Origin of the sequence: Amycolatopsis sp. MJM2582 (assembly GCF_000754115.1) — a bacterium.
Classification (GTDB): domain Bacteria; phylum Actinomycetota; class Actinomycetes; order Mycobacteriales; family Pseudonocardiaceae; genus Amycolatopsis; species Amycolatopsis japonica.
Genome location: NZ_JPLW01000002.1, coordinates 226651 through 252820 on the forward strand (window position 1 = coordinate 226651; position 26170 = coordinate 252820).

General features: G+C 69.0%; 23 protein-coding genes. 13 read left to right on the top strand and 10 right to left on the bottom strand.

From position 1 onward, the window contains the following. Window positions 1–15 precede the first annotated feature (15 nt). On the top strand, window positions 16–1215 hold the full coding sequence (locus ED92_RS43135; RefSeq protein ID WP_063777577.1) for an N-acetyltransferase: 1200 nt from the start codon (window positions 16–18) through the stop codon (window positions 1213–1215). Window positions 1216–1271: 56 nt separating this feature from the next. Here the strand turns inward: ED92_RS43135 and ED92_RS11375 are convergent, their stop codons facing one another. Both ED92_RS11375 and ED92_RS11380 read right to left on the bottom strand, forming a co-directional pair. After that, window positions 1272–1895, bottom strand: coding sequence for a S1 family peptidase (locus tag ED92_RS11375; RefSeq protein ID WP_235213252.1), 624 nt, complete (start codon window positions 1893–1895; stop codon window positions 1272–1274). Window positions 1896–2795: 900 nt separating this feature from the next. Continuing rightward, window positions 2796–4472 carry a hypothetical protein gene (locus tag ED92_RS11380; protein WP_037336729.1) on the bottom strand — a complete coding sequence of 559 codons (1677 nt, stop codon included), beginning with the start codon at window positions 4470–4472 and terminating at the stop codon, window positions 2796–2798. 219 nt (window positions 4473–4691) lie between these two features. Between ED92_RS11380 and ED92_RS11385 the strand changes: the two genes are divergently transcribed. Further along, complete coding sequence (locus ED92_RS11385; protein WP_152610915.1) at window positions 4692–5408, top strand: hypothetical protein; 717 nt, start codon at window positions 4692–4694, stop codon at window positions 5406–5408. Window positions 5409–5447: 39 nt separating this feature from the next. Here the strand turns inward: ED92_RS11385 and ED92_RS11390 are convergent, their stop codons facing one another. Continuing rightward, on the bottom strand, window positions 5448–5996 hold the full coding sequence (locus ED92_RS11390; RefSeq protein ID WP_235213253.1) for a CGNR zinc finger domain-containing protein: 549 nt from the start codon (window positions 5994–5996) through the stop codon (window positions 5448–5450). A 76-nt stretch (window positions 5997–6072) separates the two neighbouring features. Here ED92_RS11390 and ED92_RS11395 point away from each other — a divergent pair, with 76 nt between their 5' ends. The 6 genes from ED92_RS11395 (at window position 6073) to ED92_RS11420 (ending at window position 13921) form a co-directional block, all read left to right on the top strand. Then, window positions 6073–6711 (top strand): haloacid dehalogenase type II, encoded by a 639-nt coding sequence (locus ED92_RS11395; RefSeq protein ID WP_037336735.1) that lies wholly within the window; start codon window positions 6073–6075, stop codon window positions 6709–6711. A gap of 72 nt (window positions 6712–6783) precedes the next feature. After that, window positions 6784–7281 carry a hypothetical protein gene (locus ED92_RS11400; RefSeq protein WP_052120476.1) on the top strand — a complete coding sequence of 166 codons (498 nt, stop codon included), beginning with the start codon at window positions 6784–6786 and terminating at the stop codon, window positions 7279–7281. Beyond that, complete coding sequence (locus tag ED92_RS11405; protein ID WP_235213254.1) at window positions 7281–8654, top strand: hypothetical protein; 1374 nt, start codon at window positions 7281–7283, stop codon at window positions 8652–8654. Before ED92_RS11400 ends, ED92_RS11405 begins: the two co-directional genes overlap by 1 nt. Then, entirely contained in the window at window positions 8651–10021 is a 1371-nt protein-coding gene (locus ED92_RS11410; RefSeq protein ID WP_037336741.1) for a VWA domain-containing protein, read from the top strand. The genes ED92_RS11405 and ED92_RS11410 overlap by 4 nt, the downstream gene beginning before the upstream one ends. A gap of 19 nt (window positions 10022–10040) precedes the next feature. Then, window positions 10041–11153, top strand: coding sequence for an AAA family ATPase (locus tag ED92_RS11415; RefSeq protein WP_037336743.1), 1113 nt, complete (start codon window positions 10041–10043; stop codon window positions 11151–11153). After that, window positions 11150–13921 (top strand): DUF5682 family protein, encoded by a 2772-nt coding sequence (locus ED92_RS11420; RefSeq protein ID WP_037336745.1) that lies wholly within the window; start codon window positions 11150–11152, stop codon window positions 13919–13921. Before ED92_RS11415 ends, ED92_RS11420 begins: the two co-directional genes overlap by 4 nt. 43 nt (window positions 13922–13964) lie before the next feature. Here ED92_RS11420 and ED92_RS11425 read toward each other — a convergent pair whose 3' ends face one another. After that, window positions 13965–15431, bottom strand: a complete 1467-nt coding sequence (locus ED92_RS11425) for a carotenoid oxygenase family protein (protein WP_037336747.1) — start codon at window positions 15429–15431, stop codon at window positions 13965–13967. An 82-nt stretch (window positions 15432–15513) separates the two neighbouring features. Here ED92_RS11425 and ED92_RS11430 point away from each other — a divergent pair, with 82 nt between their 5' ends. Continuing rightward, window positions 15514–16233, top strand: a complete 720-nt coding sequence (locus ED92_RS11430) for a TetR/AcrR family transcriptional regulator (RefSeq protein WP_037336749.1) — start codon at window positions 15514–15516, stop codon at window positions 16231–16233. Here ED92_RS11430 and ED92_RS11435 read toward each other — a convergent pair. After that, the gene (locus tag ED92_RS11435; RefSeq protein WP_037336751.1) at window positions 16217–16822 is read right to left on the bottom strand and encodes a TetR/AcrR family transcriptional regulator; all 606 of its coding nucleotides are present in this window, start codon (window positions 16820–16822) and stop codon (window positions 16217–16219) included. The two genes, ED92_RS11430 and ED92_RS11435, sit on opposite strands and share 17 nt — an antisense overlap. Before the next feature lie 89 nt (window positions 16823–16911). On the opposite strand from ED92_RS11435, the gene ED92_RS11440 reads away from it, so the two are divergent. Next, window positions 16912–17793 carry an alpha/beta fold hydrolase gene (locus tag ED92_RS11440; RefSeq protein ID WP_037336753.1) on the top strand — a complete coding sequence of 294 codons (882 nt, stop codon included), beginning with the start codon at window positions 16912–16914 and terminating at the stop codon, window positions 17791–17793. On the opposite strand, the gene ED92_RS11445 is transcribed toward ED92_RS11440, so the two are convergent. Both ED92_RS11445 and ED92_RS11450 read right to left on the bottom strand, forming a co-directional pair. Beyond that, window positions 17738–18892 carry a hypothetical protein gene (locus ED92_RS11445; protein ID WP_200882693.1) on the bottom strand — a complete coding sequence of 385 codons (1155 nt, stop codon included), beginning with the start codon at window positions 18890–18892 and terminating at the stop codon, window positions 17738–17740. The genes ED92_RS11440 and ED92_RS11445 overlap by 56 nt on opposite strands. A gap of 85 nt (window positions 18893–18977) precedes the next feature. After that, window positions 18978–19610 carry a TIGR03086 family metal-binding protein gene (locus tag ED92_RS11450; protein ID WP_037339802.1) on the bottom strand — a complete coding sequence of 211 codons (633 nt, stop codon included), beginning with the start codon at window positions 19608–19610 and terminating at the stop codon, window positions 18978–18980. A 70-nt stretch (window positions 19611–19680) separates the two neighbouring features. On the opposite strand from ED92_RS11450, the gene ED92_RS11455 reads away from it, so the two are divergent. Then, window positions 19681–20109, top strand: coding sequence for a MarR family winged helix-turn-helix transcriptional regulator (locus ED92_RS11455; protein WP_037336754.1), 429 nt, complete (start codon window positions 19681–19683; stop codon window positions 20107–20109). A gap of 1 nt (window position 20110) precedes the next feature. Here ED92_RS11455 and ED92_RS11460 read toward each other — a convergent pair whose 3' ends face one another. Further along, window positions 20111–20776, bottom strand: a complete 666-nt coding sequence (locus ED92_RS11460; RefSeq protein WP_037336756.1) for a hypothetical protein — start codon at window positions 20774–20776, stop codon at window positions 20111–20113. Next, a complete protein-coding gene (locus ED92_RS11465) occupies window positions 20773–21390 on the bottom strand; it encodes a hypothetical protein (RefSeq protein ID WP_037336758.1) in 618 nt (205 codons plus the stop codon). Before ED92_RS11465 ends, ED92_RS11460 begins: the two co-directional genes overlap by 4 nt. Before the next feature lie 86 nt (window positions 21391–21476). Here ED92_RS11465 and ED92_RS11470 point away from each other — a divergent pair, with 86 nt between their 5' ends. Next, a complete protein-coding gene (locus ED92_RS11470; protein ID WP_037336760.1) occupies window positions 21477–24473 on the top strand; it encodes a DEAD/DEAH box helicase in 2997 nt (998 codons plus the stop codon). Beyond that, entirely contained in the window at window positions 24466–25170 is a 705-nt protein-coding gene (locus tag ED92_RS11475) for a hypothetical protein (RefSeq protein WP_037336762.1), read from the top strand. Before ED92_RS11470 ends, ED92_RS11475 begins: the two co-directional genes overlap by 8 nt. Here the strand turns inward: ED92_RS11475 and ED92_RS11480 are convergent. Further along, window positions 25158–26156 carry an enoyl-CoA hydratase/isomerase family protein gene (locus ED92_RS11480; RefSeq protein WP_037336763.1) on the bottom strand — a complete coding sequence of 333 codons (999 nt, stop codon included), beginning with the start codon at window positions 26154–26156 and terminating at the stop codon, window positions 25158–25160. The two genes, ED92_RS11475 and ED92_RS11480, sit on opposite strands and share 13 nt — an antisense overlap. Window positions 26157–26170 lie beyond the last annotated feature (14 nt).

Genomic DNA, 26170 nt, shown 5'->3' on the forward strand with positions numbered 1-26170 from the left:
CCGTACGGTGAGCCCATGTATGCCGGGCTCACGGAGCGCATCGAGGCGAACTTCGCCGAACATGCCTGTCATCTGCATCGCCGTACCGACGGGATGACCGTGACGGAAACCGACGATCTGGTGATCGCCGACAGCGGTATCGAAGGTGATGCCGGTATCTTCAACGTCGTCGCGAACGCGCGTTTCGCGCCGGATCGGATGAAGAACCGTCTCTCCCTCACCGCGTTCAAGCTGCGTTTGACCGGCCGTGCCTTCTCGTGGTGGGCCGGTGCGAATTCCGCGGACATGCCGTTCGGCTCTTTCGGACTGACGGCAGGGAAGAGGGAAGCCGCGATGTGTGCCCGCACCGCGGACATCTCGGGCGCGAGCCCACACCCGGATCTGGAAGTCCGCCGCGTCCGCACCCCGGACGAACTGGCCGACTACGCCCGAATCCTGGCCGCCGGCTGGAATCCGCCGGCCACCACCGTTGTGGAGTTTTACGATCGTGTGGCCCCGGCCGCCCTCGCCGACGACTGCCCGGCGCACTATCTGATCGGCTACCACCATGGCGAGCCGGTGAGCGCAGGCGAGATCTTCCTGCATGCCGAGGTCGCCGGTATCTACAACATCTCAACCCTGCCGGCTTCCCGGCGCCGGGAATTCGACGGCGTGATGACCTTGGCCACTGTGGACAGTGCGCGCGCCGCCGGATACGACACCGTGGCGATCCGAGCGTCCGCCGAGGACGAACCGGTGTACCGCAGGCTCGGTTTCCGTGTCGGAGGCCGGTACACCGAGTACCCCGTCCCGATCGTTCCGTTGGAAGACCGCGGCTACACCACGCGGGAGCAGCTGATCTCCGTCGGCTTCGAACACGTCCACGTGGAAAACGAGCGCTACGACGGCCCGCAAGCCGGTGTCGCCGACATCTCCGGCGTTCCCCACTACTTCGTCAGGCTGAACACCTTGTTCGAGGACGGCGATGAGTTCTCCGTCTGGCCGATCGACGACGAGAGTTTCGCCCTCGAACAGGAAGCCTGGCGTCTCTACGTGAAAGCGTGGGACGCGGGGGACTACAAACCCGTGCGCCTCACTGAGCTCGAATCGTTGCTGGACGCTCGCCGTACCACGCCGCCCGCCATGGCACGAAGGATGTTCGCGCAATGGCGTTTCGACGAACGCGATGCGCGCCACGACGACAGCGGACCGACCTACATGATGCGCTGGCGCTGATATTGCACGGGTGTCGGTCGGAGGTTCTTGCCGACTCGGCGATGGTGCCTCGTCCCTCAGGCGAGGGTGGCGCCGTAGGCGGTGAGCACGGGGCGTAGTGGCTGGAAGAAGCTGACTTGGCTGTTCCCGCCGGACAGCACTCCGTAGCCGACGCCGGCGTAGAACAGGGGGCCGCCGCTATCGCCGATCCCGATGGGGATGTCGGTGGCGATCGTCCCGACAACCTGCTTGCCGTCGCCGAAGTTCACGGTCTGGTTGAGGCCGAGGACCTTCCCGCACGTCTTCTTCGTGGTCATGCCGCTTTTGCACACCGGCTGCCCCACCTGTGGGGTGCCCGCGCGCACGATCCGCTGGGTGCTGCCGTCGTAGAGGTCGACCCGGCTGGGCCCGGAGCCGGAAAGGTCCCGGACACGGCCGTAATCGGTCACCGGGAAATGGGTGTCCACGTTGGGGCCGATACCTTGCCAGTCCAGCCCGTGTTCGGTGCAGTGCCCGGCCGTGAGGATGTACCGGACATCGTTGACGAGGATCGCGAACCCCGCTGAGCAGTAGTACGGTTCACGGCCGGGCCCCGGCGAGACCGTGTACATCGCATCGCCGCCGTTCACTGCCGGCTGCTGCGCCACACCGACCGCGGACGGCGCCGCGGAGACGACCGGGCCGGACGACAAGACAGCCACGGCCGCGGAAATCAGTACCCCGGCCCGCTTGAGGCGTGAGCAGCCAAACATGATCAGGTCCTTCCGTCCTTTGGAGACTGGATATGTGCGACCAGTCCAGTGCCACGCGGTCCGCGACACAAACGGAGTCAGCCTGACGAGTGATCAGGAGCCGCCGGCTGCCAGTCGACGAATGGTTCGGATTCGGGGTCGCCAAGGCCCAGTCGGATGGCCGGCGAGGATCCATCTCAATCCCATGGCATAGTTGCCGATATTGGCCGAGATCAAGGAGATTTGGCCACCGAGCATCACATGACGCTCACGGCCAGTTCGATCTCACGCAGTTCCCGTGCCCGCGCGTCATCCATCGAGCTGCACCCAAGCATGCCAACGTTTGGCACAGCGCATCCCCGCAATGTGAGCAATGGGAGAACGCGTATCTCGGTCACCGACTTCGCGGGCTTTGTTCCGGCAACCGGTCACCCCAACCCGACACGCACGTGCCGAGGCCAGAATTCATGCGTGCCAGTCGCGACGTCGCGCGTACGCTGGCGCGATGGACGGGTGGACGACGGTGGATTGGTTCGCAGTTCCTGGGCCGATCTGGTACCGGCCGGAGGCGGCCGCTGGCGCTGTCCAGGATTTGGCGGCGTCGTCGGTGTCGGCTGACGGTGCCGCCTTGGCGGTCGGCCGGTTGGTCGACGCAGTCGGCAACGACCATCGCGGGACGCTGTACCCGGCCGCCGTCGGAAGACGTGTTACGTACCGTCGCCGGCGACTGGTCGGACGGCAGCCCCGCCAGGAAGATGGCCAAGGACTTACTGGCACTGCTGGACGCGGGCAGCTGGTCGGATCTGGCGGCCAACCGCTGACCAGAGCGCAACTCCGCACGTCCGTCTCCGAATACACGGCCGCTACGGCTCAGCGGGGCGCGGCCGCACGGAGTCGGGTTTCGTAGTGCCGCATGATCGCGAACAGGTGCCAGGGAGTGCTTCCGAAGTGCACCCGGTCGGCCCGCATTGCGATCGCCACGGCGGTGAGGTTCACCGGGATGGCATCCGCTGCGGCGGCCCGGGTGGCAGCGGTGGCCTCGTCGCCCTGGTCGAGCGCGGCCCGGGCGGCGGAGACCAGGGCGTGTCTGCGGGTGGCGGGCAGCAGGCCGGGGGTGGTCAGCCAGGCGTCGATCTCGGCCACCGCGTCGAACTCGGGGTCCGCCCCCGCCCGGTCGACGACGGCGGCGTAGGCCAGCGCCGTGGCGAAGTCGGCCTCGGCGGTACTGAAGTACTCGACGGCCCGCCTGGCCGAGATCAGCGCTTTCTCCGGCTCGTCGACCTCGGCCATGATCCGCGCCAGCCACAGCTCGAGATCACCACGCGCGGCCATCAACCGCCGCTCGTCCCCCTTGGCGCGCCCGGCGGCGGCCAGTAGCTCTTCGGCGACCTCCAGCGCCTGCCCGGCGTCGACCCGCCACGGCCGAATCACCTGTGGGTCGGTGCGCACCTGATCAGCCAAGGCACCCGCGGCGTCGGGCAGCGAGAAGTCGGGATCCGGCCGCACCACGCAGTCCTGCACCCAGCCGTCGATCACCTGGGCGCGCGCGACCGGGCTGAGCGAAGCCAGCAGAGCAGCGTCGCCGAGCTGGCGATCGACCCGCCCCTTACTGATCCCCTTCCACGCGAAGAACACCGTGGGCAAAGCCCCGACGACGCCGGGCACCAGCAGGTCCGACCGCGGGTGGAACATCAGCACGCACACGGCGAGCAGCAGGGCGAAGTGCATCGCGAGCCTGCCGGCCTGACCCACGACCGCGGCAGCCACCAGCAGCGGCCCTCGGACGAGTCCGTTCCCCACGACCCATGCCACCGCGAAGAGGACAAGGAACGCGAGGACCACCGCCAGGTACCACCTCCACCCGGACAACCAGTCCGCGCGCGCCCACCAGCGCACCAGCTGGGCACCACCCGGGCTTGCGGCGTAGACGGCGACCACCAGAGCGAGGTTGAGCTCGGCGCAGGTGATCGTCCACCTCCGGGCGCGCAGGAGACGTACCCGCAGCCGGTCGGCGGCCAACAGGTAGGACCCGAGCAGCGCGGCACCGATCACGCGCCACGCGGTGTCGCCAAGGGCCTCGCTGGGAATCGCGAACACGGGAACGAACGGGAAAACCGGCGCCACCCGTGCCGCCCACCGCCACCGCTTGTCAGCCCGGCCGCTCTCGCGCACGGCCCATTCGGTGGGTACGTCGGAGCCGCGGGTGGTGTGCAAGAGATGCTGGATCGCGAAACCGAACAGCAGGGGCACGACCGCCCAGGTCAGCACCTCCGAATCAGGGAAGGCCACGAGCGTGAACGCGGCAACGGCGGCCAGTAACCCGAAGCCGCAGAACCCGGCGAAGAGGAAGACCGCCGCCAACCACCAGTCCGTCCCGTCGTCGAGCAGATCCGCGACCGCCCCCGCCCCAACCCCGAACGCGACGGCGGCCACCAGGTCGAGCCAGGCCAGCGGCCGTGTCCAGTCGGATCGCTCCAACCGCTTCACGGCAGCCAACACCCCGGCCGCGACGGCAAGAGTGACGGGCAAGACGGCGACATCGGCCATGGAACGTCCCCTCACGGGCCGAAAGCGGGAAAGGCAGCAATCACTACAACTGGCCCGCTCATGGGGCTGCCACGGGAATTTTCCCGCCTCTCGGCGGCACCATGCTGTCATGGGCCTCGGCGACCGATACTCCAGCTACACCCTCGTCGGCATGACGAGACGTTGGCAGGATGCGGACAGCAGCGCCGGAACCGCGTGCCGGAGGGCTAGCTTGCGCTCGTGGAGCGACAGGGGCAGCAGCAGTGGTTTCCGGATTTCCCGTCCCAGCCCGGTTACCCGCCTACGCCGAAACGGCGTCGCACGGGGATGATCGCCGGGATCACCGTCGGCGTTCTGGTGGTGATCGCCGGTCTGGTGGCCGGGCTGCTGGTGTTCCTGAACAGCAAGGACGACAGCGCTGCCTCATCCTGGCCTGTCAGCGAGAGCAGTACCTCCCGAACCCCGCCGGCGCCCGCCTGGAAGACGCTGGAGCTCGGGCTGGGCGTGTTCGTCGAGGTGCCACCCGCCTGGCAGCCGGTCGACGGAACCTTCATCCCGGACGCTCGAACCCGAGGCGCGCGGTACAAACCGGGCTACTGCGCAGCGAATCCGAAAGCCATCCTCGGTCAGCTGTACCTCGACCGGGCGCGTACCACCGATCCGATGGCGGCAGCGGCGGACGCGTTGATGTATCGGGGAACGCGGGCTTTCCGCAGCGGCGGTCAGGTGTCTTCCGGCCCTGTCGGACGCCGCCCGGACGGCGGGGCGCAGGTGCAGGGCACGGTCACTCCGCACGGCAGGGGCGAATGCGACCCGCCGTCGACCACCTACCGGGTGGTCGCCTTGCCCACCGCGCAGGGGACGCTGCTGGTCGTGGTGTGGGGTGACCTGCAGATGCCGGACTCGCCTGCCGAAGAGGACCTCACCAGGATCGCGGACAGCGCGCGCCTCGGGTGACCGGGCTCCGCCTTACCAGCGCTGCCTTTGTCGTACGGCTCAAGCGTTGTGAAGTACGGACGCCTTACGCGCTCGGTGATTCGCCACGTTGACGCGGTTCCCGCAGAGTCCTGGCATGCAATAGCGCCGCCGTCCAGGACGCGTCGTATCGATGAAGACACCCCGGCAAGTCGGCGCGCCACAGGCGCGGAACCGTGTCACGTCGAGGGACTGGACGACGCCGAGTATCCCGACACCGCAGATCAAGGAAAGCGCGTCGGCGACGGTCGCGCCCTGTCGGAGTGAAACGGTCCATCGAGCGCGTCCTGAGGTGGCATCGAGGGAGACGTCACCGATCGACGAGGTGAGCGCGGTCGCGCCGGTGATGAGACGGTCCCGGGCCGGATGGTCGATCAGATCGCGCACTGTGAGGCGCAGCCGGTGAACGGCGCGCAGGTCACTGGGCCGCGTGTTCACGGGTATCGAGTGAAGCTCAGCGAAGGCGGCAAGAGACTCCAGGTCGGGCAGCTTGTCTTCGCCGTGCCACACCTCAGGCGCCGTGTTGACCAGATCGGTCGCGATGCCCGCCGCCCAGACGTAATCGTCCAACGCTACTTGCATCCCTTACCGACCTCTCGTACGTTCGCGGTTAACCGACACTTTAACCCTTACCGGGAGGTTCATCGTGGAGATCGACGCGTTGGTGTTCGACATCCTCGGCACGCTCGTCGACGAGCCGGCCGGGATCCGCGCGGCCGTCCGGCAGGCCGCGCCGGATGCCGACGCCGACGAGCTGGTCAGGCTGTGGCAGGGCCATGTCGAGGCCGAGCAGCGGCGCATCGTGGCGGGGGAGCGGCCGTACGCGCCGAGCGACGTTCTCGACCGCGAAGCGGCCCAGATCGCCACTAAGACGGACGTGGTGCCGAAGCTCTCGCCGTGGCCCGACTCCGTCGAAGGACTGGCCAAGCTCGCTGAACACCACACGCTGATCGGCCTCTCCAACGCCAGCCGGACGAGCCTGCTCCGGATCAACGCCCATGCCGGCCTCCGGTGGCATCAAGCGCTCTCCGCGGAGGAGGCACAGACCTACAAGCCGGATCCGGCGGTCTACAAGTTGGCAGTCGACTTGGCCAAGACGAAGCCGGAGCGGCTGCTGATGGTCGCCACCCACGCGTGGGACCTGAGGGGAGCGCAGAGCGTCGGTCTCCGGACCGCCTATGTCGCGAGGCCCGTCGGTGACCCGCCGTCCGAGACGGACCGGTTCGACTTCCATGCCGACGGCCTCGCCGATCTGGCCGCTCAGCTCGCAAAACTCCGGATGTGATCAAAACTGTCGGTGCCTCCCGCTAGGTTCATCCCAGTCCCCACCGAGGCACCCCCGCAAGGAGAAGATGCGTTGTCAGACTGGGAAAGAGCGAGCACGGCCCGGGTGTTGCCACCCGCCCGCCCGCGCAAGCTCGCGAAGGTCCCGTTCGTCGAACTGGCCGACGGACGGGTGCAGGGCGTGGTGTCCAGCGGATCGGACATCGGGCGGGTGTACGTCTCGTCGGTCGCGGCGAGCACGTACGAATTCTCCTGTAGTACCAACAACAACCGGCCGTGTGGCGGGGCGCGGGGGATGTTCTGCAACCACATTCTCGCCCTGATCAACGAATCCACCCTTCAATACGGTGCCGAGCGGGTGGCGCGATACCTGCGCGTCGAGGTTCCCGAGCCGACGGCGCAGGCCATTTCGCAGACCATGAGCGCGACACGGCCTTCGCAGGGTGACAGCACCGCCGCGGCTTCGGTGTTCAGCCAATTCTTGCGGCACTTGGCATATCTCGAATTCGAAGCGTCCACGGCGCCGGTGCCGGAGCTTCAGTGGTTCCCGTCGACCAGGGCGGTGGTCTGATGCGCGTCGATCTGCTCACCGATCCCATCGCCGGTCTCGACGAGGCACTGGCGGTCGTCGACGCCTTCGACGACGTGCTCGTCGCCGGGTTGCTTCGTCCTCAGAAAACAGCCGGTTTGACCGAGCTCGCCGATGCCGTCGCCGGGTCGCCGTTGGCGTCGCGCGTCGCGGAGGCGGCCGAGAAGACCGCGGCTGGTGCGGCCGGGGAGGAGCATTTCGTTTCCCTTGCGGCGGCGAGGATCGCGGTGTTCGGCTCCGTGCACGACGCGATCTTCGCGCGCCTTGTTGAAGCGAGTGGCCGACCGCAGGACGAGGACTCGGCCCGGCAAGCTTCCGAGACGGAGTCGCCGAATCTCCTCGCGGCCGCCCGGTCCTGGCTCGCCGATCTGGCCCGAGCGGGCTGGCAGGGCATCGACCACGACCTCATCTCGGGCTCGGCGCAGGTGATTTCGGCGCTGCTCGCCGAGCCGAGCCTGCGCCGACTGGCCGTGCTGCTCGACGGTTTCGCTGCCGAGCTCGCGGCGTCGTGTCCTGGTGCGGCGCTGGAGCGCGTCCCCGTCCGGCGCTGGGGCGACCTGTGGTCGCGTGCGATGTTGCTGACCCTTCACCACGGGGCATCGGCGACGAGCACGGTCACCGGCCGCTTGCTGCCGCTCGGGGTCGACCTGCTGGAACACTCGACGGCCGCGCAGGCCCAGGTCCACGCCGTGGTCGAACCCGAAGACGGCACGGCTCCCCGTCTCGTGCGGGCGAACGTGACCGTGCCCAAGCCGGACACGATCATCGGCGCCGGGATCTGGCAGCTGCTGCGCCCGCATCTCTCCCTGCTCACGGCGATCAGCGAGGGCCGCTCCATGGACCTCACCGACATGCCGGTCACCGCCGAGGGCGACTTGCTCTGGCAGGACGAGCACGCCCGCCTCGGTGAGCCCGCGGACGCGTTCTCGACGGCGCGCGTCGTCCTGCCGAAGGCCGTCACGCCGATGGTGGCGCCCTTGGACCGGCATCCGGTGCGGATCGCCGTCCCTGTCTTCCTCGAGGGTTACGACGTCGAGGGCGGCGAGGACGAGGTGACGTTCACCTTCGCCGGGAATCGGCTCTTCGTCGAGACGGACCGCATCCCCGCGGCCGGTCCGCTGACCCCGAAGGCCGTCGCGAGTTCCAGCGCGTGCATCGGCCTGATCCGCTGGGACGGCGGATTCCGCCTCCAGCCGCTCGCCGTCGAGACCACCGTGCGGAAGAAGACCACCGCCGTGCACGCCGGAGCCTGGGCCGGCGGCACCACGGACAAGGCCGGGGTGAAAGCCGAGAAGGCGGCCACCGACGCCGCGGCCGTGCTGCGCGAGCGTGCCGGAAGGCTGTTGCGGAAATGACCGAATCCGAGGACAACCGCCGCCAGGTGCTGTACTGGCGGCTGCTCGCCCGGCTCTTCGACACCGAGGAGCAGGCCGCGCTCGAATCGGCGAGTGTGGCCGTCGTCGAGGACATCGGCTTGCCGTCGGCGCTGCTGGATCCGAACGTCGCGGTCGACTCGGTCGTCCAGCGTCATCCGGAGCTGGCCGCCGAGTTCGACGGGCTGATGGTCCCCGAAGCTGAGGACAGCCGGGACAAGGCGGCGGAGGTGCGGCGCGCGGCACTCGTGTCGAAGGTGCTGCTGAACGTCTTCGCTCAGCCGCCGCACACGGTGACCGCCAGCCGGTTGTCCTGCTGGCAGTCCGACGCGGGCTGGCTGGAGCGCGCGCTGGGCTGCCGTCCGGGCGAACTGCGTGGCGGTCGCTCCGGTGGCGCTCCGACCGGGCTCGGCGGCACAGGTGGGGGCGGCACTCCCGATCTGAGTACCCTGCTCCCGGCGATCGGCCCGGACCTCGGTGACATCGAGGCGGACCTCGTGAAGCGGATGCATCTGCGCGAGGTCCTCGCCGATCCCGCGCTCGCGGCGAAGCTGAGCCCGAGTATGTCCCTCATCGAACAGTTGTTGCGGGACAAGGACAATCTGTCCGGAGTGGCGTTGGCCAACGCCAAGTCGCTCATCCGGCGTTACGTCGACGAGATCGCGGAGGTCCTGCGGACCCAGGTCGAGAAGGCCTCGACGGGCAAGGTGGATCGTTCGGTCCCGCCGAAGCGCGTGTTCCGCAACCTCGACCTCGATCGCACCATCTGGAAGAACCTCACCAACTGGAGCCCGGAAGAGGAACGGCTCTACGTCGATCGCCTGTACTACAAGCAGACCGCGAAGAAGACCACACCACAGCGGCTCATCGCGGTCGTCGACCAGTCCGGTTCCATGGTGGACTCGATGGTCAACTGCGCCGTGCTGGCCTCGATCTTCGCCGGATTGCCCAAAGTGGACGTTCACCTGATCGCCTACGACACGCAGGCGCTCGACCTCACCCCGTGGGTCCACGATCCCTTCGAAACGCTGCTGCGCACGAACCTGGGCGGCGGCAACGACGGCATGGTCGCGATGGGGCTGACCCAGCCGAAGATCGCCGAGCCCGCGAACACCGTGGTGGTGTGGATCTCCGACTTCTACGAGACCCGCGTCGAGCAGCTCTTCGAGAGCATGGCCGCGATCCACCGGTCCGGGGCGAAGTTCATCCCGGTCGGTTCGGTCACCAGCGCCGGACGGGGCAGCGTCAACCCCTGGTTCCGCGAGCGCTTCAAGGATCTCGGCACGCCCGTGATCTCCGGCCACATCACCAAACTCGTTCACGAACTCAAGACTTTCCTCACCTCCTGAACTCCCCGAAAGGCAAGACATGTCCGACCTGTTGCGCGCCCCCGCCGAGATCAAGTACGCCGAAGAGCTGGACTGGCTGGAGTCCGTCGACGACAACCCCAAACCGTTCGCCTGGCGCCTGTCCCCGAAGATGCTGCGCCTGTTCATCCTGGGGTCCGAGCGTGCCGACGGCCTCGACCGTGAGATCTCGCAGAAATGGTTCGGTGACCGCAGCATCGTGGAGCGGGCCATCGTCACGCTCGCCTCGGACCGAGGGCTCCTGCTGATCGGAGACCCGGGCACCGGCAAGAGCTGGCTCGCCGAGCTGCTGGCCGCCGCGATCTCCCGCAACTCGACCCTCGTCGTGCAGGGGACCGCCGGCACCACCGAGGACCACATCAAGTACTCGTGGAACGTCTCGATGGTCATCGCGAAGGGCCAGTCCCGCGAGTCGATGATCCCGTCGCCGATCATGACGGCGATGGAGGCGGGCTCGATCGGCCGGTTCGAGGAACTGACCCGGTCCACCAGCGACGTGCAGGACGCGCTGATCTCGATCCTGTCGGAGAAGTACATCTCGGTACCGGAGCTGGACAGCGACGGCATCGTCTTCGCCAAACCCGGGTTCTCCGTGATCGCCACCGCCAACAGCCGCGACCGCGGCGTCAACGACCTGTCGTCGGCGCTCAAGCGCCGCTTCAACTTCGTCCGCATTCCCGTGGTGACGAACAAGAAGAGCGAGGCGGAGATCGTCCGCTTCCGCACCGAGGAACTGCTGCGCCGCCACCAGATCGAGCTGGACGTGCCGCCGACGCTGCTCGACGTGCTGCTGCGCAGCTTCGGCGACCTTCGCGCCGCGGCGGCGTCGGCGGGCAGTGACGACGAGAAGCTGGAGTCGGCGTTGTCCACGGCCGAGCAGATCGGCGTGCTCGAAGACGCGGTGCTGCACAGCAACTTCTTCGGGGAACGCGCGCTTACCGCCCGTACGCTGGCGTCATCGCTGGTCGGTTCGCTCGCCCGCCGTGAGCCGGAGGATCTGGCGATCCTCAACAAGTACCTGCACGGCGTCGTCGAGCCGCGCAGCAAGGACGAGGGCGGGGACTGGCCGGAGTTCCTCGACGGCGGCCGCGACGCGATCGCCACCCTCTCGTGAGCGGCGCCTTCGAGGCGTTGCGCGGCCAGTTGCAGGAGGCCGCGGCCGCCTTCGCCGACGGGCCCGGCGCACTGGAGGGCATCCTGCTCGGACTCGTCGACGACGTCGACCGCGCGGTGCGCGAGCCGTTGGAGATCTTCCCGGTCTGCCACCATTCCCCGGCCTCGGCCGTGGCGATGGCGCGGCGGTTGCGGGAGAAGCAGCCGAAGGTCGTCTACCTCGAACTGTGCGAGGACATGGCGCCGTTGCTGACCGAGCTGCGCAACTGCCGTCTGCCCGTGGCGGTGCAGGCGTTCGCGACGGAGGTGAAGGGGTTCCCCGCGGAGTGGGCGCCCTTGTCCGTGGTCGCGCCGATCACCGAGGCTTCGGCGGAATACCAGGCGATCGCGTACGCCCTGGACACCCCGGGCGTCGAGCTCGTCCTCGTCGACCGGTCAGCGGACCACGTCTTTCAATGGAACGAACGTGAGCCCGAGCCGTCCGCCGACCCGGACGCGCCGCCCGCCGAGGAGGAGGCCGCGCTGCACGGTGACGCGGTCGGCGTCGAGATCGGCGATCTGCGGCCGCGGTTCGCCGAACTCGAGGAGCACCTGCTGCGGCACGGGCGGGTGCGGCACTGGTCGGAGTGGTGGCACCAGTACGTCGAGCTGCCGCTCGGCGACAGCGACCACGACACCTATCGCCAGGTCATGTTCCTGATCGGCAGCCTGTTCCGCCGTCTGGCGCCGGGGGACACCCGGCACGTTCGGGTCGACGAAGACCGCGAGCGCTACATGTGGACCCGCATGCGCGAGCACCTCGCCGCGTCAGGAGCGGATCCGGCGGAGTGCCTTTACATCTGCGGCGCCTTCCACGCGGCCAGCCGGGTCGCGGAGTTCGGCGTCGAAGGTGCGGACGGGTTCGTGATCAGCCCGCGCAGTGAGAGCACCTGGCAGTACGGGCTGATCCCGTCGAGCCACGCCTCGATCGAGGCGCAGTTCGGGCTGGCCGGGGGATCGGTGTCGATCGCGGCGACCGAGTGGGCCAAGAACCTCAAGCGCACCAAGGTGAAGCAGTTCCAGCTGGAAGGGCAGGTGGGCGGGCCGAAGCGGAAGAAGGCCGCGGAGCTGCCCGCGCCGACGCCGGATCCGGTGGCAGTGGACCCATCGGACCAGCTTTCCGGCTTCCTGCGACGACCTCCGGTGCTCGACCGGCTGGACGAAGCCGAGCTGCTGGGCTGGTCGGTCGAGATCGTGCGGGCGGCGCGCCGGAACGGGTACCTGTCCTCGACGGCCGACGCCATCGCGGTCTTCGAGACCTCGATCCTGCTGGCGGGTATGCGTGACCGGGCCAAGCCGACGCCGTACGACTTCCAGGACGCGGCGGTCACCTGCATCGAGAAGGACGTCGTGCCCGGCAGGCGCGACGTGCGCCGCCTCGTCGAGATCATGATGGGTGGCGACCGGATCGGCCAGGTCGGGTACGACGCGTTGCCACCCTTGGCGCGCGACGTGCACGACAGGCTGGAGCCGCTGGCCCTCAAGCTGCAGCAACGAGGTGTGCAGCGGGCGCTGCTCGACATAGCGTCGAGGCCGGAGCTGGAGCCCTGCTCCGATCTCCTGTGGATGCTGCGCTACCTGATGCCACGCGGTGCGGCGAGGCCGATCATGGGCGAGCGGCGGCTCGGCGAGCGGCCGATCCAGGAGTCGTGGGATCTGGCGCTGGGCACCCATCAGCGGGCCCTCATCGAGCTGGGCTACGAGGGGGTCAGTGTCGAGCAGGTGCTGGAGCAACGGCTTCGGCGCGCTGCCTACCATCCGCAGGCCACCGCCGCGAAGGTGCTCGGAACGGTCGAAGACGCGACGCTCTACCTTCGCAGCGCACGGCTCGCGGGGGAGCTGGGGACGCGCGCCCTGGAGGTGCTGGCCACCGAACGCACCGTCGACGGCGCTCCGGAAGTGTTGCGGCGGGTGCGCAGACTGCTGGCGCACTACCGGACCAGCGAGCCGGTGCTGCCTCGGTGGATCGAGGAGTTCGTCAGGACGGGGTACGCGCACTACTGCACCCTGCTCCCGGCGGCCTTCGCCGACGAGGAAGCCGGTGTCGAGCAGGTCGCCGCGATGCTGGGCTTCCTGTTCAGCATGGAGTCGCTCGCCTTGTCGCTGGGGTGCGACCGCACGCAGCTGGAGCTCGCGATCGTCGGATCGCATCCGCAGGAGCCGTCGAAGGTGGCGTTGCTGTGGGCCGCGCAGGTGCAGCTCGGTCGTCTCTCGCGCGCGGAACTGAGGGAGCGATGCGCCGAACTGCTGGCGAACCCGATGGTGCTGCCCGCTTATCCGCGCTACCTGAGCGGGTTCGTGCACGCGTTGGAGCCGGCGCCCGGGCTGGCCGACTTCGTGGTCGAGGCGGTGTCGAACGCTTTCGCCGAGCTGCCGGACCGGTTGCTGTTGCCGTGGTTGCCGACTTTGATCACCACGCTGCGGTCCCGGGGCGCCGAGCTGGTGCCGCTGCTCGTGAGGGAAGCCGGCCGCCTCTTCCCGGGACGGCTCGCGGCGCTCGACGAATGGGTTCCGCCCTGGAAGGACCAGCCGGAACCGGTCGCGGTGACGAGGAAGACCGGGGGCGGCGGCCTCGCGCTGCTGGCGGCGCATCCGGCGGCGTGTGACACGGTGGCGGGTCTGCTGGGCTGCGACGAGCCTTGGGGGAGCACCGCACCCACCGGTCTGGCGTTGCTCGAGCGGTATCCGGACTCCGCCGCCGCGTTGGAGGAGGTGCTCACCGGAGTGTGACCCGAGGGGCTGTCGCCGGGGTTTCCGGCGACAGCCCGGTCGGTCAGTCGGCGACCCAGCTTCCGTGGAAGCCCAGCGGCACCGGCCTCGGCAGGTGGATACGCGCCAAGGGTTTCGCGGTGAAGTCCTGGGCCGCGAGGATCACCAGGTCCGACGCGTTGCGGTCGGGATTGTTGACGTACGCGAGGGCGTAGCCGTCGTCCTCGGCCTTGCCGCGGGAGGACGGCACGAACACCGCTTCGCTCGCGTCGGCACCCCGGCCGAAACGGTGCACCTCGGAGCGCCCGTGCCGCAGGTCGTGCTTGATCAGTGCGTTGCCGAAGGAGTCGGACGGCTTGTCCAGGTAGACGTCGAACAATTCGCCAGGAGAGGCCGAGTAGCCGTACCGGTGCCGTCGTGACACCAGGCTTTCGTTGACCCGCGGGAACTCCTGCGGCCGGTCGTCGAGAACGCGGCGCCGGACCCGCCCCTGGGCGAGATCGATCGTCCAGCGCTCCAGCACCGGCGGGCCCGACGCCGACGGACCGCCGAAGCCCTGCTTGCCTGCCACCTCGAACGGAGCGGGCATCGTGGTCAGGTCGACCACCACCGTGGAGCCCTGCTCGTAGGCGTTGAGCGTATGCGAGTAGAACACCGGATCCACCCCGAACCAGCGGACCGGGCCGCCGTCGCGTTTCATCACCCCGACCCTGGCGGGGTGATCCGTGTTCCACTTGTAGGGCACGACTTTGCCCGGCTGCGGATCGAAGGTGACCGGTACGTCGAAGACGACCACGTAGTTCTCGGTGAGCCCGAAGTCGTGCATCATCGGACTGTCGGTGACCGGGATGCGGGTGGTCCGCACCACGCGGCCGGTCCGGTCGACCATCAGATGCCGCACGTGATCCCAGGTCGGGTGATAGGTCACCGCGTGCAACTCGTCGGCACGCGCGTCGAACTTGGTGTGCGCGGTGTAGGAACCCTCCAAAGAACCGCCGAAATCGAACGGCCCCAACGTGTTCAGCTCGCCGTCGAGTTCGTACGGCGGGGCGCCCGATTCCTGGAGGGCGAGGATGCGGCCGTGATGGGCCATCACGTGCGTGTTCGGCGCGAAGTCCTCGGCGGGCACCGGCCACGGGTACCGCTCGCCGAGCTTCGCGGCGACCCCGGACGAACGGACCCAGCGGTTGCGGTACCACTCGGCCTTCCCGTCGCGCAGCCGGACGCCGTGCACCATGCCCTCACCCAGCATCCAGTGGTGGGCGCGCGGATCCTCGAGACCGAGGACGTTCGGCCCGGTGCGCAGGTACCGCCCGCAGAGATCGCTCGGAATGCGGCCGGTGACCGGCAGGCCGAACGCGGTCACCTCCTCCGTGACCGGCGCGAACGCGCCTTCGAGGAATGGGTAGCGGGGTTTCGCCGGAGCTTGCGCGGCGGAAGCGGATCCGCCGCTGCCGAAGCTCGCGGCGGCTCCACCGATGGCGAGCGCGGCCGCCCCGCGGAGCACGTTCCGTCTGGTCGGTTCGGTCATGGTCGAGCCCCCAAGTCGTGTGAAACTGTGTATGCCATGAACAGTGTATGCCTTTACCGGTTTTGAGTGCAACAATGCCCCGATGGACGACGTCGAGATCGAGTTGCTGCCGCCGGGTACGGCGCTGGCCTGGGGGCACGCCCCGGCGCCCCGGCGCGGGCCGAAACCGGGATACAGCCTCGAGCAGATCGTCGACGCGGCCATCGCGCAGGCCGACGCGGAGGGCTATGCGGCGCTGTCCATGCCGTCGATCGCCAAACGCCTGGGCGTCACTGCGAACGCGCTTTACCGGTACCTGAGCTCCAAAGAGGAACTGCTCGTCCTCGTGGCCGAAGCGGCCTGGGGGCCGCCGCCGGAAACGCCGTCCGGCGATTGGCGCGTCGCGGTCACCGCCTGGGCCCGCGCGCTCCTCGAACGTTGCCGCCGTCATCCGTGGCTGATCGACCTGCCCGTGCGGAGTGCGCCCAGTACGCCGAATCTCTTGGGGTGGCTGGAAAACTTCCTTGAGGGGATGGCGGATTCAGGGCTGAACGCCCAGGACGTCACGGGTTGCGCCGTACTGGTCGACGGATGGGTTCGCAGTACCGCGTCGTTGCTCCGGGACGTGAACGCGAGCCCTCCTGAACAGGTCCGGGCTCTGGGCTCGTTTCTGGGGCCGCGCCTCGAAGCGCGAGGCTATCGGCGCGTCGCCGCCGTGATTTCCGGTGAGGCGTACGGCGAAGAAGGCATCGAGGAAGCGGACATCGAGTTCGGTCTCAGTCGCATCCTGGACGGCATCGAGGCGCTCATCGAGCGCCGCTGAACACCCCGTCCAGCCGGTAGTCGACGATCTCCGCCGCGCGCTCGGGCGTGTAGGCGTCGACCATGATCGCCGTGACGAGGCCGGCGGACATCGTCGCGAGGGAGTCCGCCTCGAGCTGGGGGTCGAGGCGCGCGGGAACGTCGCCTTTCTCCTGGGCCGCCCGGAGCAGTTCGGTGATCGCGTGGACCAGGTGGGGCAGAAGCGGTTCCTGGTCGGGGTCCTGGCTCCCGCGCGTGACGTCGACGGCGAAATACGCGATCTGGACGGCGGAAAGCATGCGGGCGCGGTCGCCGTCCGGCAGCACCGCGGTCAGGTAGGCGCGCACGATGGTGCGCTCGTCACCGGTCTTCATCGCCTCGCCGATGGTCTTCCCGGCGTGCTCCGCGGTCAGCTCGACGATCCGCTGCCAGGAGAAGCGCAGCATCTCCTCCTTGGTCGGGAAGTAGTACTGGACCAGGTTCATCGAGATTCCCGCCTCCGCGGCCACCGCACGCAGCGTGACCGCCTGCAGTCCTTGGGCGGCGGCGATCCGGAAGAGCGCCTCCGCGATCTCGCGCCTGCGCTCTTGGTGGTCCACACGTTTCGGCACGCGGTCACTCTGCCATGCCGGTGAGGGGTGGCTGGAATGGCCACCCGCTGTTATGGTGCAAGTGCACCATAAAACTCGGAGGAGGTCCGATGCTGGGGGAGTTCACCGACAAGAAGGCCGAAGAGCGCTTCTTCGCCGTCTACGACGAAATTCTGCGGAAGTGGCCGGTTCCCGCCGTGGAGCTGGACATCGAAACGAGATTCGGCCCGACGCGGGTCCGTGGGTGCGGGCCGGCGGACGGTCCGCCGATCGTGCTGCTTTCCGGCGGGATGGGCACGTCGCTGTCCTGGTATCCGCATATCGCCGAACTCGCCGTCCGGCACCGGGTCTACGCCGTCGACTCCCTCGGCGAGCCCGGGCGGTCGATCCAGACCGCACCGATCGAGTCCGCGGAAGACTGCGCGGACTGGCTCGCCGAGGTCGTCGAAGGCGTTCTCGCGGAAACAGGCCACGAAAAGGTCTATCTCGCCGGTGTTTCGCGAGGCGGCTGGCTGGCGCTGAACCTCGCGACGCGGTCCACCGCCCGGATCGCGGGTGTCGTCGCCATCGAAGCGGCGGGGTTCGGCGTGATCGGCCGGAGCTTCATCTGGTGGAGCCTGCGCGAGATCTTCCTCTGGTTCCTGCCCAGGTGGCTCCTGCGGCTGGTGGCGTCGGGGGATCCGGACGTGCGGCACACCGTGCGGCCGCTGCTCTTCGCCGCGCTCAAGTACAAGCAGCAGCTCCCTGAGATGCACCAGTTCAGCGACGCCGAGCTGGCGGCGATCGACGTGCCCACCCGGATCGTCGTCGGCGAACGCAGCGTCATCCACGACGCTCGCGCGGTGGCGACCCGGCTCGCGTCACTGAACCCGCATATCGAGGTCGAGGTCGTACCCAAGGCCACTCATGGGTTGTCGCTGGAGAAGCCCGACCTCGTCACCACCCGGATTCTCGAGGTCGCGTGGGGACCTCGCGCCGATGTGAGGGAGTGACCCGAGGTCCGTGTTCTGCTGGCTGGCCTGGAATTCGGTGGCGATAAGGCAGCGGATCCTCGGTGATCGCGTTCCAGGTGCGGAGATTGGCGGGCTTCCGCCAGCGGTCAGCGGTCTCGGCCACCTGATCGTGGATGTAGAGGGCGTGGCTGCATGCTTCGTGCCAAGCGCTGACGAGTTGGTCGCGAGTTCTCAGGCCGCGGAAGAGTTCCGCGTGAAGTTCGAGGACGCAGTAGAGCGAATGACGGGCAGCCGCCACGCCTGGGTTGTCAGTCGCGCTGAGCCGGTCTGGTGGCACTCCTCCGCAGACGGGGCAATCGCAGGTCCAGAGATGGGCGATGTCGGGTGTGTCGGCGAAGATCTCCTCGCAGGTCTCGAGTCGGTGGTAGCTGAGAAGGCGCGTCACGAACGCTGACAATCCGAGCGGACGTCGCGGGCCGCGGCCTGTGACGGGATAGAGATGGCGAAGCGCGCCGATCGTGCCGACTGCCGCGGCGTGGGCGCCGTGGCAGAGTGCGCCGATCGCGGAGACGTCTGACCGCAACAAGAGGACGGGTGCCGTGGAAGCGGCCAAAAGCTGGAGCAGCCCTTTGAGGAGGTACTGGCGTCCGAATGGATCGGCTTCGTGTTCGAGTACGAGCGCGACTGGCACGCCGTAACGGTTGATCTCCCGTGTCAGCGCCGCGCAGATCGCTGCTGTGGCGAACCATCGTGTGGACATGGGGAGTACTGCGACGGTGGGTGCGGGCTCCCTGCTCGCCGCTTGGAGGATCGCCTTCAGCCCCGTCCAGTTGCGAGGCGCCAGGTAGCCGGAGTCGGTCAGGGGAACCAAACCGAGGTCGCGTTGGCGGCGGATCCAGGCGGGGTGGGTGCCCCGGCCCGCACTGATCCTGCGCCTGCCCGAATATCGGTCGGCGTCGCAGAGGATCGGACCGCTGAACCCCTGGTCCCGGAGTCGCCGGACGGTGTTCTCCGGCGAGGCACCGGTGAGGACTAGACCCGCGCCGGTCTGCTCGGCGATGTCGAGGATCGACGCCACCGTGGCCGACCGGCATTGGATCAACAGCCGGCCACGGAACGCGTCCAGCGAATGGTCCATCCTCTGACGGTGGACCACGTCCCGTCGCGTGTCACCGGCAGTCACACCGATGCCGGTCGACATCGAGCTGTCGGAGCAGTGAGGCTCACGCAGAGCGCGGCGTGAGGTTCCTGTGGGGGACCACGTCGTCCGGCCACGACGGGGAACGGCCCAGCAGGGCGACGATCGTGTCCAGATCGGACTGTCCCGTCGCCTCGACGGCCGGTGCGAACGCCGCGCCCGGCGTGGTCCGGTTCTTCCCGTTCGGGATCGCCTCGGCGAACCGCAGTCCGGCGTCGAGGACCTCGCGCTCGAACGTGAGCGGCAAGCCGAGGGTCTTGGCCACATCCCACGAATGCACCAGGTAGTCCACGAAATGGAAGCCGAGGGCCTGCTCCGCGGTGAAGGTGACTTCGGTGGAGAACTCGGGAAGGACGAATTTCCGCTCGGCGAGGTCGTGGGGGACGAAGGCGTTCAGTACCCGGTTCACCGAGGCGCGGTAGGTGCCGACGGGGTCGTCGCCCAGGGGGAGCAGCCGCCAATGGTCGAGGTTGCTCTCGCCTTCGGCCGCGGCGGCGAAGCCGTGGTGCTGGGTGGCCATGTGCGCCAGCAGTCCGTGCAGGGTCCAGGCGCTGCACGGGGTCGGTTTGGCCAGGTCCGCGGGGGTGATCTTGGTGACGAGGTCGAGGCTGGCCCGGGTCACGACGGCGTCGAGCAGGCGGAGTTCATTGATAGGCATGTGCATATCATCTACACATGCATACGAGTTCGTCAACCGGTTCCCGGACTTTGGTCGGTATGGTCTGCGCATGGCGGAGCAGGGGAGGCCGGATCTCGCGGCGATGCTCGGCGGGCTGATGCGACGGCTGATGAACGCCGAGACGCCGGTGCTGGCCGAGCACGGGTTGACCATGTGGGGCTACGTGGTGCTCAGCGCCCTCGACGACGGGCCCGTCCGCACGCAGGCCGCGCTCGCCAAGGCGATCGGCGCGGACAAGACCCGGATCATCGGCACCCTGGACACCCTCCAGGAGGACGGATTGATCACCCGCGAGCCGGATCCGAAGGACCGCCGGGTCCGGCTGCTCGGGATCACCGAGGCGGGCCGTGCCGCACGGCGGTCGGCCCAAGCCCGGATTCAGGAGCAGGAGGAACGGCTGCTCGGCCGGCTGTCGGCCGCCGACCGCAAGGCGTTCCTCAAGGCCGCGCGCGTGCTTTCCGAGGCGCAGTGGCCGTGAGTCAGCCGTCGGCCAGTGCCCGGAACGACTCGAGGAACGCCGGATCGTAGTCCTCGTCGACGTGGTTCACGTTCCACAATCCAGATGCGCGGACCTTGTCGCTGAGTGCGTGATGGCCGAGCCAAGTACGGCTCGGTCGGTCCGGGGCTCCACGAAGATTCGAGAGCAGCGCGATGCTGTTCCGTTCGATGGCGCCACGCAGGCTGGTGCCGTCGGCGCCGGTGGGCACCGACAGCCAGCGGAACGGCATTCTGCCGATGTGGTCGCTGACCTCGCGTTCGATCGCGGACTCGGCGGCGGCCCATTCCGGGAGCCGGCGCGCTCCAGTCCACGCGTCCAGCAAGGGGCCAGGAGGATGGTCGCGACTGATCAGCGCCGTCCCGACATGACGGCGGAAGATCGACGCGCGGTGGTTTCCGCCACCCTTGAGAGTGCCGCGGTGTTGCGCCAGGCGCTGCCACAACCTCGTCCTGCTGGTGATGGCGAGTCCGTGGGTGCCGACCCGAACCACCCTCGGAGTGCCGTCGGCGCGCAGCTCGCCGTCCTCGAAGAAGAAGTAGACGCCATGAGTCGGCCAGCCGTCCCGGCCGGTCGCCCCGAACAGCCGACGTGGGGAACCCAGCCGTCCGAGCAGGCTGTAGAACTCGGTGAGATCCCCTTCCCTCATCCCAGTTCCTCCACGACCATGCCCGCCGGATAGTCCGACGGCGACCGGCGCCACCACGCGCTGAAAGCCTGCGCCAGCCGACGTGGCACCTCGACCTGCGCCCCGCCACCGCGGAACTCGATCGTCACCAGCAAGGCCTCGATGTCCCAAGGGATCCGCCGGGCCAGTTTCGCGTAATCGGCGCTGGCGGACACGAACGTGACCGCTTGCGTCGCGCCGATCCGGCGCGCTTCCCCCAGGACGGCGTCTTCGAGTACTCCTGCCGGCCAGTCGCTGAGCCGCAGCTTCCGGTCGTAGTAGGAGATCGGCTCGTCGGCGCGCAGGATCCCGTAGCCGCCGCTGAGGATCAGCGTCCGCCCGTTCTCGGCGGCCTCGCCCAGCGCGCCGCCGACGTTCCGGTAGAAGTTCCCGCTGTAGCGCAGCCACGCGGGCCGCAAACCGCCGTTTTCGACCTTGGACTTCGCCAAGATCCCGGCTCGTGCGCGAAGCATCGGTTCCGGCCAGGCCGTCCCGGTTTCCCCGGCCTGCCCGCCTCGGTTCTTGGCCTTGGAAGGGCCGAGAACGGTCAGTGCCTCGCGCGGATCGATCGCGTCGAGAACGTCGGCTGCCTCCATCGAAGGGATCCTATCGGCGACTCGCTGACCGGCCGCTGATCGGTGCCGGGCATGCTGGAGGGACCAGAGGCGCGGAGAGGGGGAACATGTCGCCACTCGTCGTGCACGGCCTGTGGTCCCGTGGCCGCGGGATCGTGCTGTGGGGTGAACACGGCGACCGCCCGGCGACGACGTCGATGCGGCCGTCGAGCGCGGCCCGGCCGCATCCGTTCGCCGCCTCGGTCGCGGATCTGACCGCCCTGCATCCCGGCAAGCCCGCGACGGCCGTGCTGCTGCTGCCGTCGCGTCGCGGCGGCCCGATCGCCTCGCCCGAACTGGGTGCCCGCGGCCGTCCGCAGCCGGAACCGACGCTGGAACCCTGGTCGGTGCCGGCGCTCCTGATCGACCCCTCGGAGCTGGAGGATCTGGCCGAGACGGTCAGCTACGGCACGTCGGTCCGCCATCTCCGCGCTGTCGTCCGGCTGGCGGACGACCTGGTCCGCCGCGGCCGGGTGCTGCCGACGCTCGTGCGGAACGAGATCGTGGCGCGGGCGCGCTGGCGGCCGGTGGCCCGGGGCGGTGACGCGGTCGCGGTCCGCGCGCTGATCGCGGCCACTCCTCCGGTGGGCCGGGCCGAACATCCCGGTCCGGATCCGGCGGCGCTCGTCACCGACGCGCTGCACACCCTGGTCGACGCGGCGGTCCGCGACCGGCTCGCGGCCGCCGGACATGCGACGGAAAGCGATGGGCGCGAAGGCCCGTTCGGGTCGTGGCTCCACGCGCTCAAAAGTGCCGACGACCGGGTCGGGCAGTCGCCCGGGCGGATGGGGATCGTCGCCGAGGGCATCGCCGCCTGGGACGCGATCGGCGACACGGACCTCACCGAGGGCACCGTCTGCGTCCGGCTCGACGAGGTTCCGACGCTGCACGGCCCGGCCGACGATCCGGACGACCAGACCGGCGACGGGACCAAGTGGCAGCTGCGTTTCCTCCTGCGTTCCGCGGCCGACCCCAGTCTCCTGCTCCCGGCCGAGGACGTCTGGTCCGGCAAGGCGGGCGCGAAGTTCACCGACCCCGAAGGTCTCTTCACCGCCGAGCTGGAGCGCGCCGCCGCGGTACTGCCGCTGCTCGGGCCCGCGGTCGAGGCCGAGAAGCCGGGCGTCTACGACCTCACCGTCGCCGAAACCGTGGAGTTCCTCGACGGCGGTGCGGAACAGCTGGTCGCGGCCGGCTTCAACGTCCAGCTCCCGGCGAGCTGGGGCGGCAGGCGCAAGCTCGCGCTCAAGCTGTCCGTCCGCGGCGCGCCCGTCGACCAGGCCGCCGTGCACCGGCTCGGGCGGCACCAGCTCGCCTCCTACCGCTGGGCGCTCGCCGTCGGGGAGGACGCGCTGACCGACGAGGAACTCGCCGGGCTCGCCGCCGCGAAGTCGTCGTTGGTGCGGCTGCGCGGCCGGTGGGTGAGCGTGGACCCCGAATTGCTGCGCGCGGGCCTCGAGTATCTCCGTCGCGATCCGGATCGCGAGAAGCCGCCGCTGCCCACCCCGGCGGACCTCCTCGCCCTGCTCCACGGCGGTTTCGAAGCGCCGCTCCCGGTCACCGAAGTCACCACTGACGGCTGGATCGACGATTTCCTGGCCGGCCGGGTCCAGCGCACCATCGAACCGGTCGAGCCGCCGCCGACCTTCGTGGCGACGCTGCGGCCCTATCAGAGCCGCGGTGTCGCCTGGCTTTCGTTCATGACGTCGATCGGGCTCGGGGCCTGCCTCGCCGACGACATGGGGCTGGGCAAGACCGTCCAGCTGCTCGCCCTCGAAGCGATCGAGAGAGCGCAGGACGGCAAGCGGCCGACACTGCTGGTCTGTCCGATGTCGCTGCTCGGGACGTGGCAACGGGAAGCCGCCAAATTCGCCCCGGAGTTGCGTGTCCACCTCCATCACGGCGCCGACCGCGGCCGCGTGCGGACCGAGGGCGTGGATCTCGTCGTCACCACCTACTCGACCGCCGCCCGCGACGCCGACGAACTCGCGGCCATCCGCTGGCACCGGCTCGTGCTCGACGAGGCGCAGGCGGTCAAGAACCAGAACACCGGACCCGCGCAGGCCTTGCGCCGGATCCCCGCCGGGCACCGGGTCGCCCTGACCGGGACGCCGGTGGAGAACCGGCTCGCCGACCTGTGGTCGCTTTCGGATCTGCTCAACCCGGGCGTCCTCGGTGGCAGGCAAGAGTTCCGGGAGCGGTTCGAGGTGCCGATCGAACGCCGGGGCGACCTCGCCGCCGCCACCGAGCTGCGCCGCCTGACCCGGCCGTTCCTGTTGCGGCGCCTCAAAACCGACCCCACCGTACTCGCGGACCTGCCCGAGAAGATCGAGATCCTGCAGGAATACCGCCTCACCCGCGAACAGGTGACGCTGTACCGCGCGACCGTCGACGAGATGATGACGAAGATCGCCGACAGCGCCGGGGTCAAACGGCGCGGCAACATCCTCGCCGCGATCACCAAGCTCAAGCAGATCTGCAACCATCCCGCGCATCTGCTGCACGACGGTTCGCCGATCGGGCACCGCTCCGGCAAGGTGAACCGGCTCGAAGAACTCCTGGCGGAGATCCTGGATTCGGGCGACCGCGCGCTGTGCTTCACCCAGTTCGCCGAGTTCGGCCACCTGCTCGTGCCGCATCTGTCGCACCGGCTGAACGTGAAGATCGCCTTCCTGCACGGCGGGTTGTCCCAGCGGCGCCGCGATTCGATCGTCGAGCACTTCCAATCGGGCGACGGTCCGTCGATCCTGCTCGCGTCGTTGAAGACAGGGGGAGCGGGACTGACCCTCACCGCCGCAACCCACGTCCTGCATCTCGACCGGTGGTGGAATCCGGCGGTCGAGGAGCAGGCCACCGACCGCGCCTTCCGCATCGGCCAGCGGCGCAGTGTCCAGGTGCGGAAATTCGTCTGCCCCGGAACCATCGAGGAACGGATCGACGACGTCATCACCAAGAAGGAGGCGCTGGCCGATCTCGTCGTCACCGACGGGGAGGACTGGCTCACCGAGCTGTCCACCGATTCGCTGCGCGAGGTCTTCACGCTCGGCCGGGAGGCGGCCGATGACTGACGGATTCCACCGGGCGCTCGACGAGCTGGGCGTCCACAAAGGACTCGTGCCGCCCTGCACGGTCGACACCCTCACGCTCGGGCCGGGGGCCGCCGTCGCCAGGGTGCGGGTGACCAGGCAACGGTTCTACGAGGTCCGTATCGGCCTGCCGGCGTTCGGCAAACAGGTGTGGACGGCGGTCGTCGCCGCCGTCGTCGCGGACGAGCCCACGAGGACCGCCCTGCTCGACGGACGGGTACCGGACGGCATCGATCGCTTCTTCGCCGCCGAGCAGGTGCCGCTGTTCCCCGAGGCGGCGTGGGAACTGTCGCTGGACTGCACGTGTCCCGGCACCCGCGTCCCGTGCGATCACGTCGTCGCGGGCCTGATCGCCCTCGAAGCTGACGCGGACCCGTTCTCGATCTTCACGCTCCGCGGGCGGGACCGCGCGACGCTGCTCGAAGAGATCGGACGGCAAGCGGGCGCGCGCGTGACGGGCCCGGCCGCGGAAGATGGGACACCCGGGCTCGACGAGGTGATGGACGACTTCTTCGGCTGGGGCCCGGCCGGGGACGTCACGAACCGGCGACGCCCGCCCGCCGGGGATCCGCTGGGACTGCTCGACGAGGTCCCGCCGCTCAAGGCCACGGTGGACGGAACCTCGGTCACCGCCCTCCTGCGGCCGCTCTACCGGGCGATCACCGGTCAGGAGAAGTAGGCGTCGACGATCCTGTCGTCCACTTCGGACAGAGTGGCGGGTGACCACTTCGGCGCGCGGTCCTTGTCGATGATCTGAGCCCGGATGCCTTCGGCGAACTCGGCGGACGAGAGGGCGTGGGCGGAGATCCGGTATTCCTGCGCCAGCACGGTTTCCAGATCGGGCATCGCCGCCGCCGACCGGAGTGCCCGCAGGGTCACCTTCAGCGCGGTCGGCGACTTCGCCTCGATCTCCTTGGCGGCGGTGGCCGCCGCGTCACCCGCGGCGTGGAGCCGGGCCAGGATCTCTTCGACGGTGTCCGCCGCGTAGCAGTGGTCGATCCAGGCGGCGTCCGCGGCCAGCGCACTCGGCGGCGCCGGTTCGGCGATCAGCGCCAGCGCGTCGTCCGTGGGACGCGACGTGAGCGCGTCGAGCAGGGCCGGGATCCGTTCGCTGGACACGAAGTGGTCGGCGAGTCCACAGTGGATCGCGTCGGACCCGGAGATCGCCCCGGCGGTGAGCGCGATATGCGTCCCGAGTTCGCCGGGAGTCCGGGACAGCAGATACGTGCCGCCGACGTCCGGGACGAAACCGATACCGGTCTCGGGCATGCCGACGCGCGAGCGCTCGGTGACGATCCGGTGGCTGCCGTGCGCGGAGACGCCGACACCGCCGCCCATCACCAAGCCGTCCATGAGGGCGAGATACGGCTTGGGGTAGCGCGAGATCAGGAGGTTGAGGCGGTATTCGTCGGCCCAGAACGGCAACGACGCGGTGCCGCCGGCGCGCGCGTCCTCGTAGATGGCGCGGATGTCGCCGCCGGCGCAGAGCCCGCGATCGCCCGCGCCGTCGATCAGCACGGCACGGACACCCGGGTCGGCACGCCACGTTTCGAGGTGGTCGAGCATGGCGAGGACCATGCCGTGGTTCAGCGAGTTCAGCGCACGCGGCCGGTTCAGCGTGATCCGGCCGATTCCGCTCTCGACGAGGAACTGGACGTCATTCACCAAGCCACCCTAAA

Bases quoted from the DNA above. Each gene is read 5' to 3' on its own strand.
- ED92_RS11425 (WP_037336747.1), bottom strand. From the start codon at position 15,431: ATGACCGAACCGACCAGACGGAACGTGCTCCGCGGGGCGGCCGCGCTC.
- ED92_RS11445 (WP_200882693.1), bottom strand. From the start codon at position 18,892: ATGGACCATTCGCTGGACGCGTTCCGTGGCCGGCTGTTGATCCAATGC.
- ED92_RS11470 (WP_037336760.1), top strand. From the start codon at position 21,477: ATGTCGCCACTCGTCGTGCACGGCCTGTGGTCCCGTGGCCGCGGGATC.
- ED92_RS11460 (WP_037336756.1), bottom strand. From the start codon at position 20,776: ATGAGGGAAGGGGATCTCACCGAGTTCTACAGCCTGCTCGGACGGCTG.
- ED92_RS11455 (WP_037336754.1), top strand. From the start codon at position 19,681: ATGGCGGAGCAGGGGAGGCCGGATCTCGCGGCGATGCTCGGCGGGCTG.
- ED92_RS11410 (WP_037336741.1), top strand. From the start codon at position 8,651: ATGACCGAATCCGAGGACAACCGCCGCCAGGTGCTGTACTGGCGGCTG.
- ED92_RS11440 (WP_037336753.1), top strand. From the start codon at position 16,912: ATGCTGGGGGAGTTCACCGACAAGAAGGCCGAAGAGCGCTTCTTCGCC.
- ED92_RS11405 (WP_235213254.1), top strand. From the start codon at position 7,281: ATGCGCGTCGATCTGCTCACCGATCCCATCGCCGGTCTCGACGAGGCA.
- ED92_RS11430 (WP_037336749.1), top strand. From the start codon at position 15,514: ATGGACGACGTCGAGATCGAGTTGCTGCCGCCGGGTACGGCGCTGGCC.
- ED92_RS11380 (WP_037336729.1), bottom strand. From the start codon at position 4,472: ATGGCCGATGTCGCCGTCTTGCCCGTCACTCTTGCCGTCGCGGCCGGG.
- ED92_RS11475 (WP_037336762.1), top strand. From the start codon at position 24,466: ATGACTGACGGATTCCACCGGGCGCTCGACGAGCTGGGCGTCCACAAA.
- ED92_RS11465 (WP_037336758.1), bottom strand. From the start codon at position 21,390: ATGGAGGCAGCCGACGTTCTCGACGCGATCGATCCGCGCGAGGCACTG.
- ED92_RS11415 (WP_037336743.1), top strand. From the start codon at position 10,041: ATGTCCGACCTGTTGCGCGCCCCCGCCGAGATCAAGTACGCCGAAGAG.
- ED92_RS43135 (WP_063777577.1), top strand. From the start codon at position 16: ATGTATGCCGGGCTCACGGAGCGCATCGAGGCGAACTTCGCCGAACAT.
- ED92_RS11450 (WP_037339802.1), bottom strand. From the start codon at position 19,610: ATGCCTATCAATGAACTCCGCCTGCTCGACGCCGTCGTGACCCGGGCC.